This window comes from Bacillus sp. N1(2025), from assembly GCF_053470005.1.
Map to the genome: position 1 here is coordinate 18,965 of NZ_JBLTJB010000007.1, position 16,434 is coordinate 35,398.

General features: G+C 47.5%; 16 protein-coding genes. 15 read left to right on the forward strand and 1 reads right to left on the reverse strand.

Annotated features, from left to right (window positions below; genetic code table 11):
* The first annotated feature begins 14 nt into the window (after window positions 1–14).
* Window positions 15–659 carry a thiamine diphosphokinase gene (locus tag ACNFN4_RS15530; protein ID WP_014417750.1) on the forward strand — a complete coding sequence of 215 codons (645 nt, stop codon included), beginning with the start codon at window positions 15–17 and terminating at the stop codon, window positions 657–659.
* A gap of 85 nt (window positions 660–744) precedes the next feature.
* The gene (spoVM, locus tag ACNFN4_RS15535; protein ID WP_003154329.1) at window positions 745–825 is read left to right on the forward strand and encodes a stage V sporulation protein SpoVM; all 81 of its coding nucleotides are present in this window, start codon (window positions 745–747) and stop codon (window positions 823–825) included.
* A gap of 77 nt (window positions 826–902) precedes the next feature.
* Here spoVM and rpmB read toward each other — a convergent pair whose 3' ends face one another.
* Window positions 903–1,091, reverse strand: coding sequence for a 50S ribosomal protein L28 (rpmB, locus tag ACNFN4_RS15540; RefSeq protein WP_003154328.1), 189 nt, complete (start codon window positions 1,089–1,091; stop codon window positions 903–905).
* Between the two features lie 258 nt (window positions 1,092–1,349).
* On the opposite strand from rpmB, the gene ACNFN4_RS15545 reads away from it, so the two are divergent.
* The 13 genes from ACNFN4_RS15545 (at window position 1,350) to ftsY (ending at window position 16,416) form a co-directional block, all read left to right on the forward strand.
* Window positions 1,350–1,712 (forward strand): Asp23/Gls24 family envelope stress response protein, encoded by a 363-nt coding sequence (locus tag ACNFN4_RS15545; RefSeq protein WP_003154327.1) that lies wholly within the window; start codon window positions 1,350–1,352, stop codon window positions 1,710–1,712.
* 15 nt (window positions 1,713–1,727) lie between these two features.
* Window positions 1,728–3,395, forward strand: coding sequence for a DAK2 domain-containing protein (locus ACNFN4_RS15550; protein WP_014417751.1), 1,668 nt, complete (start codon window positions 1,728–1,730; stop codon window positions 3,393–3,395).
* Window positions 3,396–3,537: 142 nt separating this feature from the next.
* Window positions 3,538–4,200, forward strand: a complete 663-nt coding sequence (sdaAB, locus tag ACNFN4_RS15555) for an L-serine ammonia-lyase, iron-sulfur-dependent subunit beta (RefSeq protein ID WP_014417752.1) — start codon at window positions 3,538–3,540, stop codon at window positions 4,198–4,200.
* Window positions 4,201–4,220: 20 nt separating this feature from the next.
* Entirely contained in the window at window positions 4,221–5,123 is a 903-nt protein-coding gene (gene sdaAA, locus ACNFN4_RS15560) for an L-serine ammonia-lyase, iron-sulfur-dependent, subunit alpha (protein WP_003154324.1), read from the forward strand.
* Window positions 5,101–7,149: an ATP-dependent DNA helicase RecG gene (gene recG / locus ACNFN4_RS15565; protein WP_014417753.1), complete on the forward strand. Its 2,049-nt coding sequence runs from the start codon at window positions 5,101–5,103 to the stop codon at window positions 7,147–7,149. The genes sdaAA and recG overlap by 23 nt, the downstream gene beginning before the upstream one ends.
* Window positions 7,150–7,255: 106 nt before the next feature.
* Window positions 7,256–7,822 (forward strand): transcription factor FapR, encoded by a 567-nt coding sequence (gene fapR, locus ACNFN4_RS15570; protein WP_003154320.1) that lies wholly within the window; start codon window positions 7,256–7,258, stop codon window positions 7,820–7,822.
* 13 nt (window positions 7,823–7,835) lie between these two features.
* Window positions 7,836–8,834 carry a phosphate acyltransferase PlsX gene (gene plsX, locus ACNFN4_RS15575; RefSeq protein ID WP_007409758.1) on the forward strand — a complete coding sequence of 333 codons (999 nt, stop codon included), beginning with the start codon at window positions 7,836–7,838 and terminating at the stop codon, window positions 8,832–8,834.
* An 18-nt stretch (window positions 8,835–8,852) separates the two neighbouring features.
* On the forward strand, window positions 8,853–9,806 hold the full coding sequence (gene fabD / locus ACNFN4_RS15580; RefSeq protein WP_007409759.1) for an ACP S-malonyltransferase: 954 nt from the start codon (window positions 8,853–8,855) through the stop codon (window positions 9,804–9,806).
* The gene (gene fabG, locus ACNFN4_RS15585) at window positions 9,799–10,539 is read left to right on the forward strand and encodes a 3-oxoacyl-[acyl-carrier-protein] reductase (RefSeq protein ID WP_003154312.1); all 741 of its coding nucleotides are present in this window, start codon (window positions 9,799–9,801) and stop codon (window positions 10,537–10,539) included. Before fabD ends, fabG begins: the two co-directional genes overlap by 8 nt.
* Window positions 10,540–10,623: 84 nt before the next feature.
* Entirely contained in the window at window positions 10,624–10,857 is a 234-nt protein-coding gene (gene acpP / locus ACNFN4_RS15590) for an acyl carrier protein (protein ID WP_003154310.1), read from the forward strand.
* 138 nt (window positions 10,858–10,995) lie between these two features.
* Window positions 10,996–11,745 carry a ribonuclease III gene (rncS, locus tag ACNFN4_RS15595; protein ID WP_014417754.1) on the forward strand — a complete coding sequence of 250 codons (750 nt, stop codon included), beginning with the start codon at window positions 10,996–10,998 and terminating at the stop codon, window positions 11,743–11,745.
* A 101-nt stretch (window positions 11,746–11,846) separates the two neighbouring features.
* Window positions 11,847–15,407 carry a chromosome segregation protein SMC gene (gene smc, locus ACNFN4_RS15600; protein WP_448200292.1) on the forward strand — a complete coding sequence of 1,187 codons (3,561 nt, stop codon included), beginning with the start codon at window positions 11,847–11,849 and terminating at the stop codon, window positions 15,405–15,407.
* 19 nt (window positions 15,408–15,426) lie between these two features.
* On the forward strand, window positions 15,427–16,416 hold the full coding sequence (gene ftsY, locus ACNFN4_RS15605) for a signal recognition particle-docking protein FtsY (RefSeq protein ID WP_003154301.1): 990 nt from the start codon (window positions 15,427–15,429) through the stop codon (window positions 16,414–16,416).
* The last annotated feature ends 18 nt before the right edge of the window (window positions 16,417–16,434 follow it).

Consider the following 16,434-nt stretch of genomic DNA (forward strand, 5'->3'; position numbering starts at 1 on the left):
AGAGAGGAAAACATATGAAGACAATCAATATCGTTGCGGGCGGCCCGCGGGAACTTATTCCCGATCTATCCGAATACACAGACGGAGATACGACGTGGGTCGGAGTCGATAAAGGGACGGTTTCTCTTTTGGAAGCCGGAATCATTCCGCAGGAAGCTTTCGGTGATTTTGACAGCATTACGGAAGAGGAGCTCATGCAGATTCAAAAAGCGGCGCCGGCCCTCCATGTGTATCAGGCGGAAAAAGATTATACCGATCTTGAACTCGCCCTTGACTGGGCTTTACAAAAAGAACCGGAAACCATTCGGATGTTCGGTGTGACGGGCGGAAGAGCCGATCACTTTTTAGGGAACATCCAGCTGCTGTATAAAGCCTTACATAAGAATACCGATGTCGAGCTGATCGACCGGCAGAATGACATTCAGATGTTCGGGCCCGGCCGTTATACAATTGAAGAAAAAGCGCGCAGACGCTATATTTCTTTCATTCCATTTACGGAAGCGGCAGACGGCCTGACACTCGACGGTTTTAAATATCCCCTTGATAATTGTCATATTCCTCTGGGTTCCACACTATGTATTAGTAACGAACTCATTCATTCACGAGGTACTTTTTCGTTTGCAAAAGGCATATTAATAATGGTAAGGAGCGCGGATTAAAAAGCGGCTTCTGCCATATGCGGAAAAAACCATGAATCCTAAAGTGATGAACGCAGCGGATACGGGACTTATAGGAGGGGACAAAATGAAATTTTATACCATTAAATTGCCGAAGTTTTTAGGAGGAATTGTCCGGGCGATGCTGGGCTCATTTAGAAAAGAGTAAGCCCAAGAAGCTGAAATTGCCCTCTTTGAACGCATAAAAAACGCCTGCCGCATAAAAGGGCAGGCGTTCATTTTTGCTTATACACGCTCAACTTTACCGGATTTTAAAGCCCGGGCAGATACATACACTTTTTTAGGTTTGCCGTCAACGAGGATGCGGACCTTTTGAAGGTTGGCGCCCCAAGTACGCTTAGAAGCGTTCATTGCGTGAGAACGGTTGTTTCCGGCTTTTGTTTTTTTACCTGTAATAAAACATTTACGTGCCATTTGTTTCCCTCCTAACTGCGCGAAACATCTTTTCAAACATAGTTTCTCAGATGCTTTCGTTATACAATACTTTAAATAATTTACCACAGCTAAAAACCGTTTGCAACTATTGTTTCCCTTACTTTCAAGAAAAATCACTTGACATGTAAAACCAATCACATTTCCGCGCTGAAGGCCGCTGTCTGTATCTTTTCTTTTCATAATGGGATACATATAGTAGAATAATGATAACTCTATGCACCTGAAGGAGGAACCTGTGTGTCCATTGAAATGAAGACAAAATACGGACAGATTGATATATCCAACGAAGTCATCGCAATGGTTGCCGGAGGCGCTGCCATTGACTGTTACGGAATAGTGGGGATGGCCTCAAAAAACCAGATTAAAGACGGTTTGTCTGAAATCCTCCGGAGAGAGAACTTCGCAAAAGGCGTACATGTCCGTCAGGAAGCCGAACAAATACATATCGACATGTACATTATTGTCAGCTACGGCACTAAAATATCCGAAGTAGCCCACAATGTTCAGACGAAGGTAAAATACACAGTAAATCAAACAATCGGACTTGCAGTTGATTCTGTAAATATTTATGTCCAAGGCGTACGAGTAACGAACCCGTAGTGAGGAGGATGAGTATTGTCTAGACGAAACTTAGATGGGAGAGCTTTTGCGGCAATGATTCTGGCGGGGGCTGAGACATTGTCTCAAAACGCATCCGCGGTGGATGCGCTGAACGTGTTTCCCGTGCCTGACGGCGATACCGGAACAAATATGAATTTATCGATGTCATCCGGTGCAAGAGAGGTAGAGCACATTGACTCACCCGACATCGGCAAAGTCGGCATCGCCCTGTCAAAAGGCCTGCTTATGGGAGCGAGAGGAAACTCAGGGGTGATCTTGTCCCAATTGTTCAGAGGTTTCACAAAGAGCATTGAAAACAAAAACCAAATAGACGCCCAAGAATTTGCCGCAGCACTCCAAGCGGGAGTGGATATGGCATATAAGGCGGTCATGAAACCGGTTGAAGGAACGATTTTAACCGTGGCTAAGGATGCGGCTAAAAAAGCGGTCGCCTCGGCCAAAGAAGAAACCGATATTATTTCGGTCATGGAGGCCGTTATTGAAGAAGCGGAAGCGTCGCTGAACCGCACGCCGGATCTGCTTCCTGTTTTAAAGGACGTCGGTGTCGTTGACAGCGGCGGAAAAGGTCTGCTTTGTGTATATGAAGGCTTTTTGGCTGCTTTAAAAGGAGAGGCCGTACCGAAAAAAGCGGTTCTTCCGGCACTCGATGATATGGTGAATGCCGAGCATCATAAAAGCGCGCAAAGCATGCTGAGTACAGAAGACATTGAATTCGGATTTTGTACGGAAGTGATGGTGAGGCTGGATCAAGATAAACGGACGTTCAAGGAAGAGACGTTCAGAAACGAACTGAGCCGTTTCGGCGATTCATTGCTGGTCGTGGCTGATGATACGCTGGCGAAAGTCCATATTCATGCCGAAGAACCAGGGAACGTACTCAATCTCGCACAGCGTTACGGCGATTTGATTAAAATTAAAATTGAAAACATGAGGGAACAGCATACTTCAATCATCAGCCAAGAACATGATGAAAAAAAGCCGGCCGGCGTTATGAAAGAAGCCCGCAAGCCTTTTGGCATCGTGACTGTGGCAATGGGAGAGGGCATTTCTGAATTGTTTACGAGCATCGGCGCTTCACACGTAATCGAAGGCGGCCAGACAATGAATCCGAGCACGGAAGATATTGTTGAAGCCGTTCAGTCTGTCAATGCGGAGACGGTTTTCATTCTTCCGAACAATTCCAATATTGTGATGGCTGCCAATCAGGCGGCGAGCGTGGCTGAAGAAAATGTCATTGTCATTCCGGCAAAAACGGTCCCTCAAGGCATGACCGCCCTGCTTGCGTTTAACCCTGACCAGCCGGCTGACGTAAATGAAGCCAATATGCTTGAGGCCATCCGGAATGTGAAAAGCGGACAGGTGACATATTCAGTCAGAGACACCCATATTGACGGCAAAGATATTAAAAAAGGTGATTTTATCGGCATTTTAAACAGTTCAATTATCGGCAGCGCCGAAGATCGGATGAGTGCGGCAAAATTGCTGCTGGATGAAATGATCGGGGAAGAAGATGAAATTGTCACCATCTTGTACGGAGAGGACGCTCCGGAAGAAGAAGCTGAGAAACTCGCTGAGTATATTGCTAGCGTCTGTGAAGATATCGAGGTTGAAATCCATAACGGCAGACAGCCTCTGTATCCATATATATTTGCGGCAGAATAGAAGGGCTTATCAGGCCCTTCTATTCTTATGTCTTTATTTACCTGCGGCAGTGCGGCAGTGTGCCTGCTTGCCAATTGAGAAATGTTCAATTAGTCTAAAGAAAAGCGCTGAATGAAGTGATGTTAAGGAGGAACAAACCAGCATGAAGTATAGAAGCGTTTTTGATATTATCGGCCCGGTAATGATCGGTCCGTCCAGTTCACATACCGCAGGCGCCGCCCGGATCGGCAGAGTGGCCAGAAGCCTATTCAGGCGGGAGCCCCGCCGGATCATTGTGTCTTTTTACGGATCATTTGCGGAGACGTATAAGGGTCACGGCACTGATGTCGCGATTATCGGCGGCCTGCTTGATTTTGATACATTTGATGAACGGATTAAAACAGCGATTCAAATTGCGGAAGAGAAGGGCATATATGTAGAGTTCCGTACAGAGGATGCCGTGCCCGTTCATCCGAATACGGCGCGTCTCGTCATTTCTGATGATGAGGGAGAGCTTGCCCTTACCGGTATTTCCATCGGCGGCGGAAAAATAGAAATCACGGAGCTCAACGGCTTTGAGCTGCGTCTTTCCGGAAACCATCCGGCTATTTTAGTCGTTCACAATGATAAATTCGGCACGATTGCAGGCGTTGCCAATGTGCTGGCGAAATTCTCCATCAACGTCGGACATATGGAAGTGGCGCGTAAGGACGTCGGCCAGCTTGCGCTGATGACGATTGAGGTCGATCAGAATATTGAAGAAGAAGTGCTTGACGAGCTTTCAACACTTCCTAATATTATACAGGTTACTAAGATAGCTGACTAAAAAGTCAGGAGGAAAATGACATGTTTCGTAATGTAAAAGAATTAATAGAAATCACTCAAGAAAAACAAATTCCGATTTCGGAAGTGATGATCACGCAAGAGATGGAAGTGACGCAAAAAACGCGGGAAGAAATCTTTCAAGGAATGGAGCGCAATCTCTCCGTCATGGAAGCAGCTGTTGAAAAAGGGCTGAAGGGCGTCACGAGTCAGACCGGTTTAACAGGCGGAGATGCCGTGAAACTTCAGGCATACATCCAATCGGGAAGAAGCCTGTCGGGCAATCTGATTTTAGACGCCGTTTCTAAAGCTGTGGCGACAAATGAAGTCAATGCGGCGATGGGAACGATCTGCGCTACACCGACCGCCGGCTCTGCCGGGGTTGTGCCGGGAACGTTATTCGCCGTAAAGCATAAGCTGAACCCTACGACAGAACAAATGATCCGTTTTCTGTTTACAGCCGGCGCGTTCGGTTTTGTCGTAGCAAACAATGCGAGTATTTCAGGAGCGGCAGGAGGCTGTCAGGCGGAAGTCGGGTCAGCATCAGGCATGGCAGCGGCTGCGATTGTGGAAATGGCGGGCGGAACGCCTCAGCAATCAGCGGAAGCAATGGCGATTACACTGAAAAATATGCTCGGTCTCGTATGTGACCCGGTCGCCGGATTGGTAGAAGTGCCGTGTGTCAAACGAAACGCAATGGGAGCATCCAACGCAATGATCGCGGCGGATATGGCGCTGGCCGGGATTACAAGCCGCATTCCTTGCGATGAGGTGATTGACGCGATGTACAAAATCGGCCAGACAATGCCGACAGCACTGCGTGAAACGGGACAAGGCGGTTTAGCCGCGACACCGACGGGAAGAGAATTAGAGAAAAAAATTTTCGGAGGAGCGCTGAAATCAAGTGACACACCATCAGCAAACTAGTATAGCGGAAATTAAGGGCATTGGGCCGGAAACAGAAAAAACATTGCACGAACTAGGTATCTATGACATTTCTGATCTTCTGAATTATTTCCCTTACCGTTATGACGACTATGAGCTGAGGGATTTAGAAGAAGTAAAACATGAAGAAAGAGTGACGGTAGAAGGGAAGGTTCATTCAGAACCTTCTCTTACCTATTACGGCAAAAAACGAAACAGGCTGACATTCAGGGTGCTTGTCGGCAATTATTTAATTACCGCGGTCTGCTTTAACCGTCCCTACTTAAAAAAGAAACTGACGTTAGGTTCAGTCGTCACGATATCCGGGAAATGGGATAAACACAGACAGACCGTTTCCGTGCAGGAATTAAAAAACGGTCCTCATCAAGAAGATAAAAGCATTGAGCCTGTTTATTCCGTTAAAGAAAACGTCACCGTAAAAATGATGAGACGGTTTATTAAGGAAGCGCTGCAGCATCATTTGGACAGTGCGGCCGATCCGCTTCCTGAAAAATTGAGAATCCGCTACAAGCTGCCTGATTACAAACATGCCCTGCAGACGATGCATCAGCCTGAAACGAGGGAATCGTTACAGCAGGCCAGGCGCCGGTTTGTTTACGAGGAATTCTTATTATTTCAGCTGAAAATGCAGGCGTTCCGTAAAGCGGAAAGGGAACAGTCAAAAGGCATCAGCCATGTGTTTCCTGCTGAAAAGCTCGCTGCTTTCACAGACAGCCTGCCGTTTTCGCTCACAACCGCACAGACGCGCGTGCTTCGGGAAATTACCGCTGATATGACATCCCCTTACCGAATGAACCGTCTGCTGCAAGGTGATGTCGGTTCAGGGAAAACGGCCGTCGCCGCCATCGCTTTGTACGCTGCGATTCTGTCGGGGTATCAGGGGGCATTAATGGTGCCGACTGAAATTCTGGCCGAACAGCATGCAGATTCTCTCGTATCGTTGTTTGCAAATGAAGATGTAAATATCGCGCTTTTGACGAGTTCTGTAAAAGGAAAGCGGCGCAGGGAGCTTTTGGAGCGGCTTGCTCTCGGAGAGATTGATATTTTAGTAGGGACCCATGCTTTAATCCAGGACGAAGTGGAATTTAAAGCGCTGAGCCTTGTCATTACGGACGAGCAGCACAGGTTCGGAGTCGAACAGCGCAAAAAACTCAAGAATAAAGGTCAGGATCCGGATGTGCTGTTTATGACAGCCACTCCGATTCCGAGAACGTTGGCCATTACCGTCTTCGGAGAAATGGATGTTTCCGTGATAGATGAAATGCCCGCGGGGCGAAAACAAATCGAAACGTATTGGGTGAAACACGACATGCTGGAGCGGATTTTGGCTTTTATAGAAAAAGAGCTGAAACAGGGAAGGCAAGCCTATATTATCTGCCCGCTCATTGAAGAGTCGGATAAACTGGATGTGCAGAATGCGATTGACGTATATAACATGCTGTCTGACGTTTACCGCGGTAAATGGAATGTCGGCCTGATGCACGGGAAGCTCCATTCTGATGAAAAAGATCAGGTGATGAGAGAATTCAGCGCCAATCAATGTCAGGTACTTGTGTCAACAACCGTCGTAGAAGTCGGGGTGAACGTGCCCAATGCGACGATTATGGTCATCTATGACGCCGACCGTTTCGGATTATCTCAGCTCCATCAGCTCCGCGGCCGGGTCGGGCGGGGAGACCACCAATCTTTCTGCATCCTGATGGCCGATCCGAAATCCGAAACCGGGAAGGAACGGATGAGAATCATGTCGGAGACAAACGACGGCTTTGAACTGTCTGAAAAGGACCTTGAACTGCGCGGCCCCGGTGATTTCTTCGGGAAAAAACAGAGCGGTATGCCCGAGTTCAAGGTGGCGGATATGGTTCATGACTACAGAGCTTTGGAAACGGCCCGCCAGGATGCGGCCAATCTGGTGTCTTCAGAGGCTTTTTGGAAAGATGACGAATACCGTATGCTGCGCGGCCAATTACTTTCAAGCGGCGTCCTAGAAGGGGAGAAATTAAGCTGATTCTGTAAAATTCGGCGGCTTTCAAAAAACAATCATTGCATTCCAATCTATGAGATTATATACTACTATTAGTACCTAGTCTTAATTGTCCGGATGGTGTTTACAGATGAGAAGAAGCAAGAAAGAACGCCAAAAATTATTGCAGCAGACGATCAAATCGACACCCTTCATCACAGATGAAGAATTAGCGGGGAAATTCGGCGTCAGCATTCAGACGATCCGTTTAGACCGCTTAGAGCTCTCAATACCGGAGCTGAGGGAAAGAATTAAAAACGTGGCAGAACAAACGCTTGATGATGAAGTGAAATCACTGTCTTTAGACGAAGTGATCGGTGAAATTATTGATCTGGAGCTTGACGGCCAGGCCATTTCCATATTAGAAGTAAGACGCGAACATGTCTTCAGCCGCAATCAAATTGCGCGGGGGCATCATTTGTTTGCGCAGGCGAACTCACTCGCCGTAGCCGTCATTGATGATGAGCTGGCGCTGACCGCAAGCGCAAATATCCGCTTTACAAGACAGGTGAAAGAAGGCGAGCGCGTCGTTGCGAAAGCCAAAGTGACGGCAGTCGAAAAAGAAAAAGGCAGAACGGTAGTTGAAGTCAACAGCTATGTGGGAGAAGAAGTCGTGTTCTCCGGCAGCTTTGACATGTACCGTTCAAAACAATCATAAAGGTGGAGCATGCATGAGAATAGCTGTAGATGCAATGGGAGGCGACAACGCACCCAAAGCTGTTATTGACGGAGTAATGAAGAGTATTGAGGCATTTGACGATCTTCATATTACGCTGGTCGGTGACAAGACAACGATAGAATCACACTTGCCAACAACATCAGACCGCATCACTGTGTTGCACGCCGATGAAGTGATTGAACCGACGGATGAACCGGTCCGCGCCGTACGCAGAAAGAAAAACTCTTCTATGGTGCTGATGGCGCAGGAAGTGGCTGAAAACAGAGCGGACGCCTGCATCTCAGCGGGGAATACAGGCGCACTCATGACAGCGGGACTGTTTATCGTCGGCAGAATTAAAGGAATCGACCGGCCTGCGCTTGCGCCGACGCTTCCGACCGTTTCAGGCGACGGTTTCCTTCTTTTGGACGTGGGAGCCAATGTCGATGCCAAACCGGAGCATCTCGTCCAGTACGGAATTATGGGATCTGTATATGCCCGGCAGGTTCTCGGAATCAGCTCGCCCCGCGTCGGATTGTTAAATGTCGGCACGGAAGAAAAGAAAGGAAACGACCTGACAAAAAAGACGTTTGAATTATTAAAAGAAACAAACGTGAATTTTGTCGGAAACGTTGAGGCGAGAGACTTGCTCGAAGGCGCTGCTGACGTCATCGTCACAGACGGCTTTACGGGCAACGTCACGTTGAAAACATTGGAAGGTTCAGCGTTATCGATTTTCAAAATGCTGAAAGATACACTGACTTCAAGTTTTGTTTCTAAGCTCGCAGCGGGAGTGCTGAAGCCGAAGCTGATGGAAATGAAACTGAAAATGGACTATTCTGAGTACGGCGGGGCGAGTCTTTTCGGTTTGAAAGCGCCCGTCGTTAAAGCGCACGGCTCTTCTGACGCACGCGCTGTTTACCATGCGCTGCGCCAGGCGAGAGAAATGGTTAGCCAAAACGTGGCCGCATTTATAGAAGAAGAAGTAAAAGAAGAAAAAACAGATGAGTAGTCTGGAGGTTACCGCATCATGAGTAAGATTGCATTTTTATTTCCCGGACAGGGATCACAATATATCGGTATGGGAAAAGACCTGTACGAACGCGAAGAAGCGTCAAAACGTATTTTTGATGAAGCGGATGAAACGCTTGAAACAAAGCTGAGCTCGCTCATTTTTGAAGGTGACGCCGAAGAATTGACCCTTACATACAATGCGCAGCCTGCGCTGTTGACAACGAGCATCGCCGTATTGGAAAAGTTTAAAGAATCCGGCATCACCCCTGATTTCACCGCCGGCCACAGCCTCGGAGAATATTCGGCGCTTGTTGCGGCGGGAGCGATGACATTTAAAGATGCCGTTTACACGGTAAGAAAACGGGGAGAATTCATGAATGAAGCCGTGCCGGCCGGAGAAGGCGCCATGGCAGCTATTCTCGGAATGGATGCAGAGTCCTTGAAAAAGGTAACGGATCAAGTGACGGAAAACGGTCATCTCGTACAGCTTGCAAACCTGAACTGCCCCGGCCAGATCGTAATTTCCGGAACGGCAAAAGGCGTGGAGCTGGCTTCAGAAGAAGCGAAAAACAACGGAGCAAAACGGGCAATCCCATTAGAAGTAAGCGGACCGTTCCATTCTGAATTAATGAAGCCGGCAGCGCAAAAACTCGAGGAGGTGCTCAGCGCCTGTGAGTTGAAAAATGCGGCTGTTCCCGTGATTTCAAACGTTTCGGCTGACGTTATGACAGAAAAAGACGATATCAAGAAAAAACTGATCGAACAGCTGTATTCACCTGTTCGCTTTGAAGAAACCATTAACAAACTGATTGACGAAGGTGTCACGACGTTTGTTGAAATCGGGCCCGGAAAAGTGCTTTCAGGCCTTGTGAAAAAAGTGAACCGCCGCCTTAAAACAATCGCGGTTTCTGACCATGAAACCATCGAACTGGCGATTCAAACGCTGAAGGAGGAGAATCAGGATGCTTAATGAAAAAACAGCAGTGGTAACGGGAGCGTCCCGCGGAATCGGGCGGGCGATCGCGCTTGATCTTGCGAAAAACGGCTGTAACGTAGTAGTCAACTACTCCGGGAATGAAGCGAAAGCGAACGAAGTCGTAGATGAAATCAAATCTTTGGGCCGAAACGCGATCGCGGTAAAAGCCGATGTATCAAATTCCGAAGAAGTACAAAACATGATGAAAGAGGCTGTCGCTGCATTTTCTTCAATCGACATTCTCGTGAACAATGCGGGGATCACAAAAGACAATCTTCTGATGAGAATGAAAGAAAATGAATGGGATGATGTCATTAACATTAACCTAAAAGGTGTATTCAACTGCACGAAAGCCGTTACAAGACAGATGATGAAACAGCGCTCCGGCCGGATTATCAACGTATCATCAATCGTCGGCGTCAGCGGAAACCCCGGCCAGGCGAACTACGTGGCGGCAAAAGCCGGTGTAATCGGCTTAACGAAGTCATCAGCCAAAGAGCTTGCGAGCCGCAATATTACGGTTAATGCCATTGCTCCGGGCTTTATTTCCACGGATATGACGGACAAGCTTTCTAAAGAAGTCCAAGATGAAATGCTGAAGCAGATTCCGCTCGCGCGTTTCGGTGATCCTTCCGATATCAGCAGCGTTGTTACGTTCCTTGCTTCTGAAGGATCGCGTTATATGACGGGCCAAACCCTTCATATTGACGGCGGAATGGTGATGTAAAGATTTGTTTTTAAAATTTCATCCTAGTTTCTCTAGTTTTTTAAAAACGAATCCACTATAATACTTGAGGGGAGGTGAATTGCTATGGCAGATACATTAGAGCGTGTAACGAAAATCATCGTAGACCGCCTTGGCGTTGATGAAGCTGACGTCAAACTTGAAGCTTCTTTCAAGGAAGACTTAGGTGCTGATTCCCTAGATGTAGTTGAGCTTGTTATGGAACTTGAAGACGAGTTTGATATGGAGATTTCTGACGAAGATGCTGAAAAGATTGCAACAGTCGGCGACGCTGTGAACTACATACAAAACCAGCAATAAGCTGATGCTAAAAGTCCCGCCTGACAGCGGGGCTTTAGCCCTTTAATCGTTCGGTTACCGGCGTCTGACGCTGTACGCGCTGCCGATTCCGTTTACGGCGGGGAGCGCGGTGAACCTGATGTGCCTATGGAGGTTACTATGTCAAAACACTCACATTTTAAAGATAAAAAAAAGTTCTATAAAAAAATAGAGCAATTTAAAGAGTTCCAAGAACGGATTTCGGTTCATTTTCAAAACGAGAAACTTTTGTATCAAGCATTTACACATTCATCTTATGTGAATGAGCATCGGAAAAAGCCGTATGAAGACAATGAAAGGCTTGAATTTTTAGGTGACGCTGTTTTGGAACTGACGATCTCCCAATTCTTATTTGCCAAATATCCGGCCATGAGTGAAGGAGATTTGACGAAGCTGAGAGCCGCTATCGTATGCGAGCCGTCACTCGTCTCACTTGCCCATGAATTGTCATTCGGCGATCTTGTTCTCTTGGGAAAAGGAGAAGAAATGACGGGCGGCAGAAAGCGTCCTGCGCTTTTAGCGGATGTGTTTGAAGCGTTTATCGGCGCACTGTATCTGGATCAGGGCCTTGAGCCGGTTCAGCAATTCCTGAAAGTGTACGTGTTCCCTAAAATAAACGATGGTGCTTTTTCTCATGTGATGGATTTCAAAAGCCAGCTTCAAGAATTTGTACAGCGGGACGGAAAAGGATCGCTTGAGTACAAAATTCTCAATGAAAAAGGGCCTGCCCACAACCGGGAATTCGAGGCGCTTGTCTCTCTTAAAGGTGAGGCGCTCGGTATCGGGAACGGACGTTCCAAAAAAGAAGCCGAGCAGCATGCGGCACAGGAAGCTCTTGCAAAAATGCAAAAACATCATACGAAACAATAAAATCCCCCTGTTTCCCTAGGGGGATTTCAGTATGTCTGCGCCTGATATAAGCGGGTGATTATGATAATATTGAGATACTTATACGATAAGGAGGATCTGGGATGTTCCTCAAACGTTTAGACGTTATAGGATTTAAATCATTTGCAGAACGGATATCCGTTGACTTTGTAAAAGGCGTCACGGCCGTTGTCGGTCCGAACGGCAGCGGAAAGAGCAACATTACCGAAGCCATCCGCTGGGTGCTCGGCGAACAATCAGCCCGCTCGCTTCGGGGCGGAAAAATGGAAGATATCATTTTTGCGGGAAGTGATTCGCGCAAGCGGCTGAACCTTGCCGAAGTCACGTTAACGCTTGATAATGAAGATCATTTTCTCCCGATCGATTACCACGAAGTCAGCGTGACGAGACGGGTGTACCGTTCCGGAGAAAGTGAATTTCTCATCAACAATCAGCAGTGCCGCCTGAAAGATATCATTGACTTATTTATGGACTCCGGGCTCGGGAAAGAAGCATTCTCTATTATCAGCCAGGGGAAAGTCGAAGAGATTCTCAGCAGCAAAGCGGAAGACCGCCGCAGTATTTTTGAAGAAGCGGCCGGCGTGCTGAAATATAAAACAAGAAAGAAAAAAGCGGAAAACAAACTGTTTGAGACGCAGGATAACTTAAACAGGGTGGAAGATATTCTCCACGAGCTTGAAGATCAGGTCGAACCGCTGAAAATCCAGGCATCAATCGCCAAAGACTACTTAGAAAAAAAGAAAGAGCTTGAACATGTCGAAATCGCCCTTACCGCCTTTGACATCGAACAACTGCATGGCAGATGGTCGGGTTTAAAAGACAAGGTGCAGGCGGCTAAAGAAGAAGAATTGGCGGAATCATCGGCTCTGTCCGCAAAAGAAGCGATGATAGAAGAGACGAGAGATAAAATCCACGCGCTTGATGAATCCGTCAACGAACTGCAGCAGGTTCTGCTCGTGACAAGTGAAGAGCTGGAAAAGCTGGAAGGCCGGAAAGAAGTGCTGAAAGAGCGCAAAAAAAACGCCGCGCAAAACCGGGAACAGCTTGAGGAATCCGTTACACATTACACGAACAAAGAAGCCGAACTGAAAGCGGACATTGAAAAACAGTCTGCCGTCTATGATAAACTTCGTGCGGAAGTGAAGCGGTTAAACGCCCAGGTGAAAGAAAAGCAGCAGGCTCTCAGTCTGCATAATGAAAATGTAGAAGACAAAATCGAACAATTAAAAAGCGATTACTTTGAATTGTTAAACAGTCAGGCGTCGATTCGCAACGAGCTGCAGCTTTTAGATGACCAGATGTCCCAATCTGCGGTCCAGCAGGCGAGACTGACAGCAAACAATGAAAAATACCTTGAAGAACGTAACGATATTGCAGTCCGCAAAGCGGCGTGCGAAGAAGAATTGGCCGCCGTTGAAGAGGATATTCACAATCAGGTCGTCCGCTTTCGTGAAGTCCAGACAGCATATGAACAGAAAAAACGCCAATATGAAAAGAAAGAATCTGCGCTGTATCAGGCATATCAATTCGTCCAGCAGGCCAGATCCAAAAAAGATATGCTTGAAACGATGCAAGGCGATTTTTCAGGATTTTACCAAGGCGTAAAAGAAGTGCTGAAACAGAAAGAGCAGCTTGGCGGCATCCGCGGCGCCGTTCTCGAACTGATTGCCACCGAACAAAAATATGAAACGGCGATCGAGATTGCACTCGGCGCAGCGGCGCAGCACGTTGTCACAGACGATGAGCAGGCGGCGCGGAAAGCGATTCAATATTTAAAACAGAATTCCTTCGGCCGCGCGACGTTCCTGCCGCTTACGGTTATGAAACCGCGCCAGCTCCAAACCCGTGATGAACAGACGGCTCAGAAGCATCCGTCTTTCCTCGGCACAGCGAGCGGGCTTGTCACATATGATGCGGCATATCGGAATGTTATTCAAAACCTTCTCGGCACCGTGCTGATCACTGAAGATTTAAAAGGCGCGAATGAACTGGCCAAGCTTCTCGGGCACCGCTACCGCATCGTGACGCTTGAGGGCGATGTCGTCAATCCAGGCGGATCAATGACAGGCGGCGCGGTCAAAAAGAAAAACAATTCTCTGCTCGGCAGAAGCCGTGAGCTTGAGACGGTGACTGCGCGGCTTGCCGAAATGGAAGGAAAAACAGCTCTGCTCGAAAAAGAGGTCAAAACGCTGAAGCAGGCCATTCAAGAGCTTGAACATACGCTGAGCGGTCTCCGTGAAGACGGTGAAGCTTTCAGAACAAAGCAGCAGGATGTAAAAGGCAGGCTGTATGAACTCGAAGTCGCTGAAAAGAACATCAATACCCATCTGGAGCTTTACGATCAGGAGAAAGCATCACTGACGGAAAGCAGCCGGGAAAAAGAGACGCGCAAATCAGCTCTGGAAGAACAGCTAAGTGAGGCATCCGGCCAGCTGAAAGAGCTTGAGGAAGAGATGGAAAGGCTGACAAAACAAAAGCAGACCCTATCCTCAACAAAAGAAACGCTCTCTCATGAACTGACGGAATGTAAAGTGGCCGCTGCGAAAAAAGAACAGGCGTGCTCGAGTGAAGAAGACAACCTCAAAAGGCTGAAAAAAGAGCTTGAGGAAACGCAGCTCGCTCTGAAAGAAACACGGGAAGATTTAAGCCTCCTGACCTCAGAGATGACGTCCAGCACAAGCGGTGAGGAGCAGCTTGAAGAAGCAGCCCATCACAAGCTTCACGATAAAACGAGAACGATTGAATTGATCGCCAGCAGGCGCGACCAGCGTGTGAAGCTCCAGCGGGCGCTTGATACGAACGAACTTGAGCTGAAAGAGATGAAGCGTCTCTACAAGCAAAAAACAGAAATTCTGAAAGATGAAGAGGTAAAACTCGGCCGGATGGAAGTCGAGCTTGATAATCTCTTGCAATATTTACGCGAGGAATACAGCTTATCCTTTGAAGGGGCTAAAGAACAATATCAGCTTGAAATCGAGCCTGAAGAGGCGAGAAAACGGGTCAAACTGATCAAGCTCTCAATTGAAGAGCTCGGAACGGTCAATCTCGGCAGCATCGATGAATTTGAAAGAGTAAACGAACGGTATCAGTTTTTAACAGAGCAGAAAAATGACCTGACGGAAGCGAAAAACACACTGTTTCAAGTCATTGAAGAAATGGATTCTGAAATGACGAAGCGATTCCATGAAACGTTTATCCAGATCCGTTCTCAATTCAACGACGTGTTCCGTTCTTTATTCGGAGGAGGGCGGGCTGAACTGAAGCTGACTGATCCGAATGATCTTCTTAACTCCGGGGTGGACATTATCGCGCAGCCTCCGGGCAAAAAACTGCAAAACTTAAATCTTTTGTCAGGGGGAGAACGGGCGCTGACTGCCATTGCCCTTTTATTCTCCATTCTGAAAGTAAGGCCCGTGCCGTTCTGCGTCCTTGATGAAGTGGAAGCTGCGCTTGATGAAGCCAATGTATTCAGGTTTGCGCAATATTTAAAAAAATACAGCAGCGACAGCCAGTTTATCGTCATCACCCACAGAAAAGGCACCATGGAAGAAGCGGATGTCCTCTACGGTGTTACGATGCAGGAATCCGGCGTTTCCCGAATGGTTTCGGTCAAACTGGAAGAAACAAAAGAATTCGTTCAGTAACGAGGAAAGAGGTTGAAAGATGAGCTTTTTTAAAAAATTAAAAGAGAAAATCACGAAACAGACAGACTCCGTCTCTGAAAAATTTAAAGATGGTCTTGAAAAAACAAGAAATTCCTTCTCGAATAAAGTGAACGAACTCGTCTCCCGCTACCGGAAAGTCGACGAGGATTTCTTCGAGGAGCTTGAGGAAGTGCTGATTGGCGCTGACGTCGGTTTTACAACCGTCATGGAGCTGATTGATGAGCTCAAAAAAGAAGTGAAGCTGAAAAACATCCAGGATCCTCAGGAAGTGCAGTCCGTCATTTCTGAAAAGCTTGTCGACATTTATAACAGCGGCGACGAACAGATTTCTGAATTAAATATTCAGGACGGGCGCCTGAACGTTATTCTGCTTGTCGGGGTAAACGGCGTCGGAAAAACGACAACGATCGGAAAACTTGCCCATAAGCTGAAGAATGAAGGCAAATCCGTTGTGCTCGCTGCCGGAGACACCTTCAGAGCCGGGGCGATTGAACAGCTTGAAGTGTGGGGGGAGCGTACAGGCGTGCCTGTCATTAAGCAGGCTGCCGGAAGCGACCCTGCGGCGGTTATTTATGATGCCGTACACGCGGCTAAAGCAAGAGGAGCGGATGTGCTGATTTGTGATACGGCAGGCCGCCTTCAGAATAAAGTAAACTTAATGAAAGAGCTTGAAAAAGTCAAACGCGTCATCGAACGCGAAGTGCCTGAGGCTCCGCATGAGGTTCTCCTTGCGCTTGACGCGACGACAGGCCAGAATGCGATGGCGCAGGCGAAAGAATTCTCCAAAGCGACGAATGTGACGGGTATCGCGTTAACGAAGCTTGACGGCACCGCAAAAGGCGGTATCGTCCTGGCAATCCGCAATGAGCTTCACATCCCCGTGAAACTGGTCGGCCTTGGAGAAAAGGTTGACGACCTCCAGCGGTTTGATGCAGAATCTTACGTATACGGTCTCTTTTCTGATTTAGTTGAAAAAGCCGAGGATTAATGAATAATAAACGAGTAT

Excerpts from the sequence above, each read along its gene's own strand:
- ACNFN4_RS15530 (WP_014417750.1), top strand. The coding sequence starts at position 15 with ATGAAGACAATCAATATCGTTGCGGGCGGCCCGCGGGAACTTATTCCC.
- spoVM (WP_003154329.1), top strand. The coding sequence starts at position 745 with ATGAAATTTTATACCATTAAATTGCCGAAGTTTTTAGGAGGAATTGTC.
- rpmB (WP_003154328.1), bottom strand. The coding sequence starts at position 1,091 with ATGGCACGTAAATGTTTTATTACAGGTAAAAAAACAAAAGCCGGAAAC.
- sdaAB (WP_014417752.1), top strand. The coding sequence starts at position 3,538 with ATGAAGTATAGAAGCGTTTTTGATATTATCGGCCCGGTAATGATCGGT.
- sdaAA (WP_003154324.1), top strand. The coding sequence starts at position 4,221 with ATGTTTCGTAATGTAAAAGAATTAATAGAAATCACTCAAGAAAAACAA.
- fapR (WP_003154320.1), top strand. The coding sequence starts at position 7,256 with ATGAGAAGAAGCAAGAAAGAACGCCAAAAATTATTGCAGCAGACGATC.
- plsX (WP_007409758.1), top strand. The coding sequence starts at position 7,836 with ATGAGAATAGCTGTAGATGCAATGGGAGGCGACAACGCACCCAAAGCT.
- fabD (WP_007409759.1), top strand. The coding sequence starts at position 8,853 with ATGAGTAAGATTGCATTTTTATTTCCCGGACAGGGATCACAATATATC.
- fabG (WP_003154312.1), top strand. The coding sequence starts at position 9,799 with ATGCTTAATGAAAAAACAGCAGTGGTAACGGGAGCGTCCCGCGGAATC.
- acpP (WP_003154310.1), top strand. The coding sequence starts at position 10,624 with ATGGCAGATACATTAGAGCGTGTAACGAAAATCATCGTAGACCGCCTT.
- rncS (WP_014417754.1), top strand. The coding sequence starts at position 10,996 with ATGTCAAAACACTCACATTTTAAAGATAAAAAAAAGTTCTATAAAAAA.
- smc (WP_448200292.1), top strand. The coding sequence starts at position 11,847 with ATGTTCCTCAAACGTTTAGACGTTATAGGATTTAAATCATTTGCAGAA.
- ftsY (WP_003154301.1), top strand. The coding sequence starts at position 15,427 with ATGAGCTTTTTTAAAAAATTAAAAGAGAAAATCACGAAACAGACAGAC.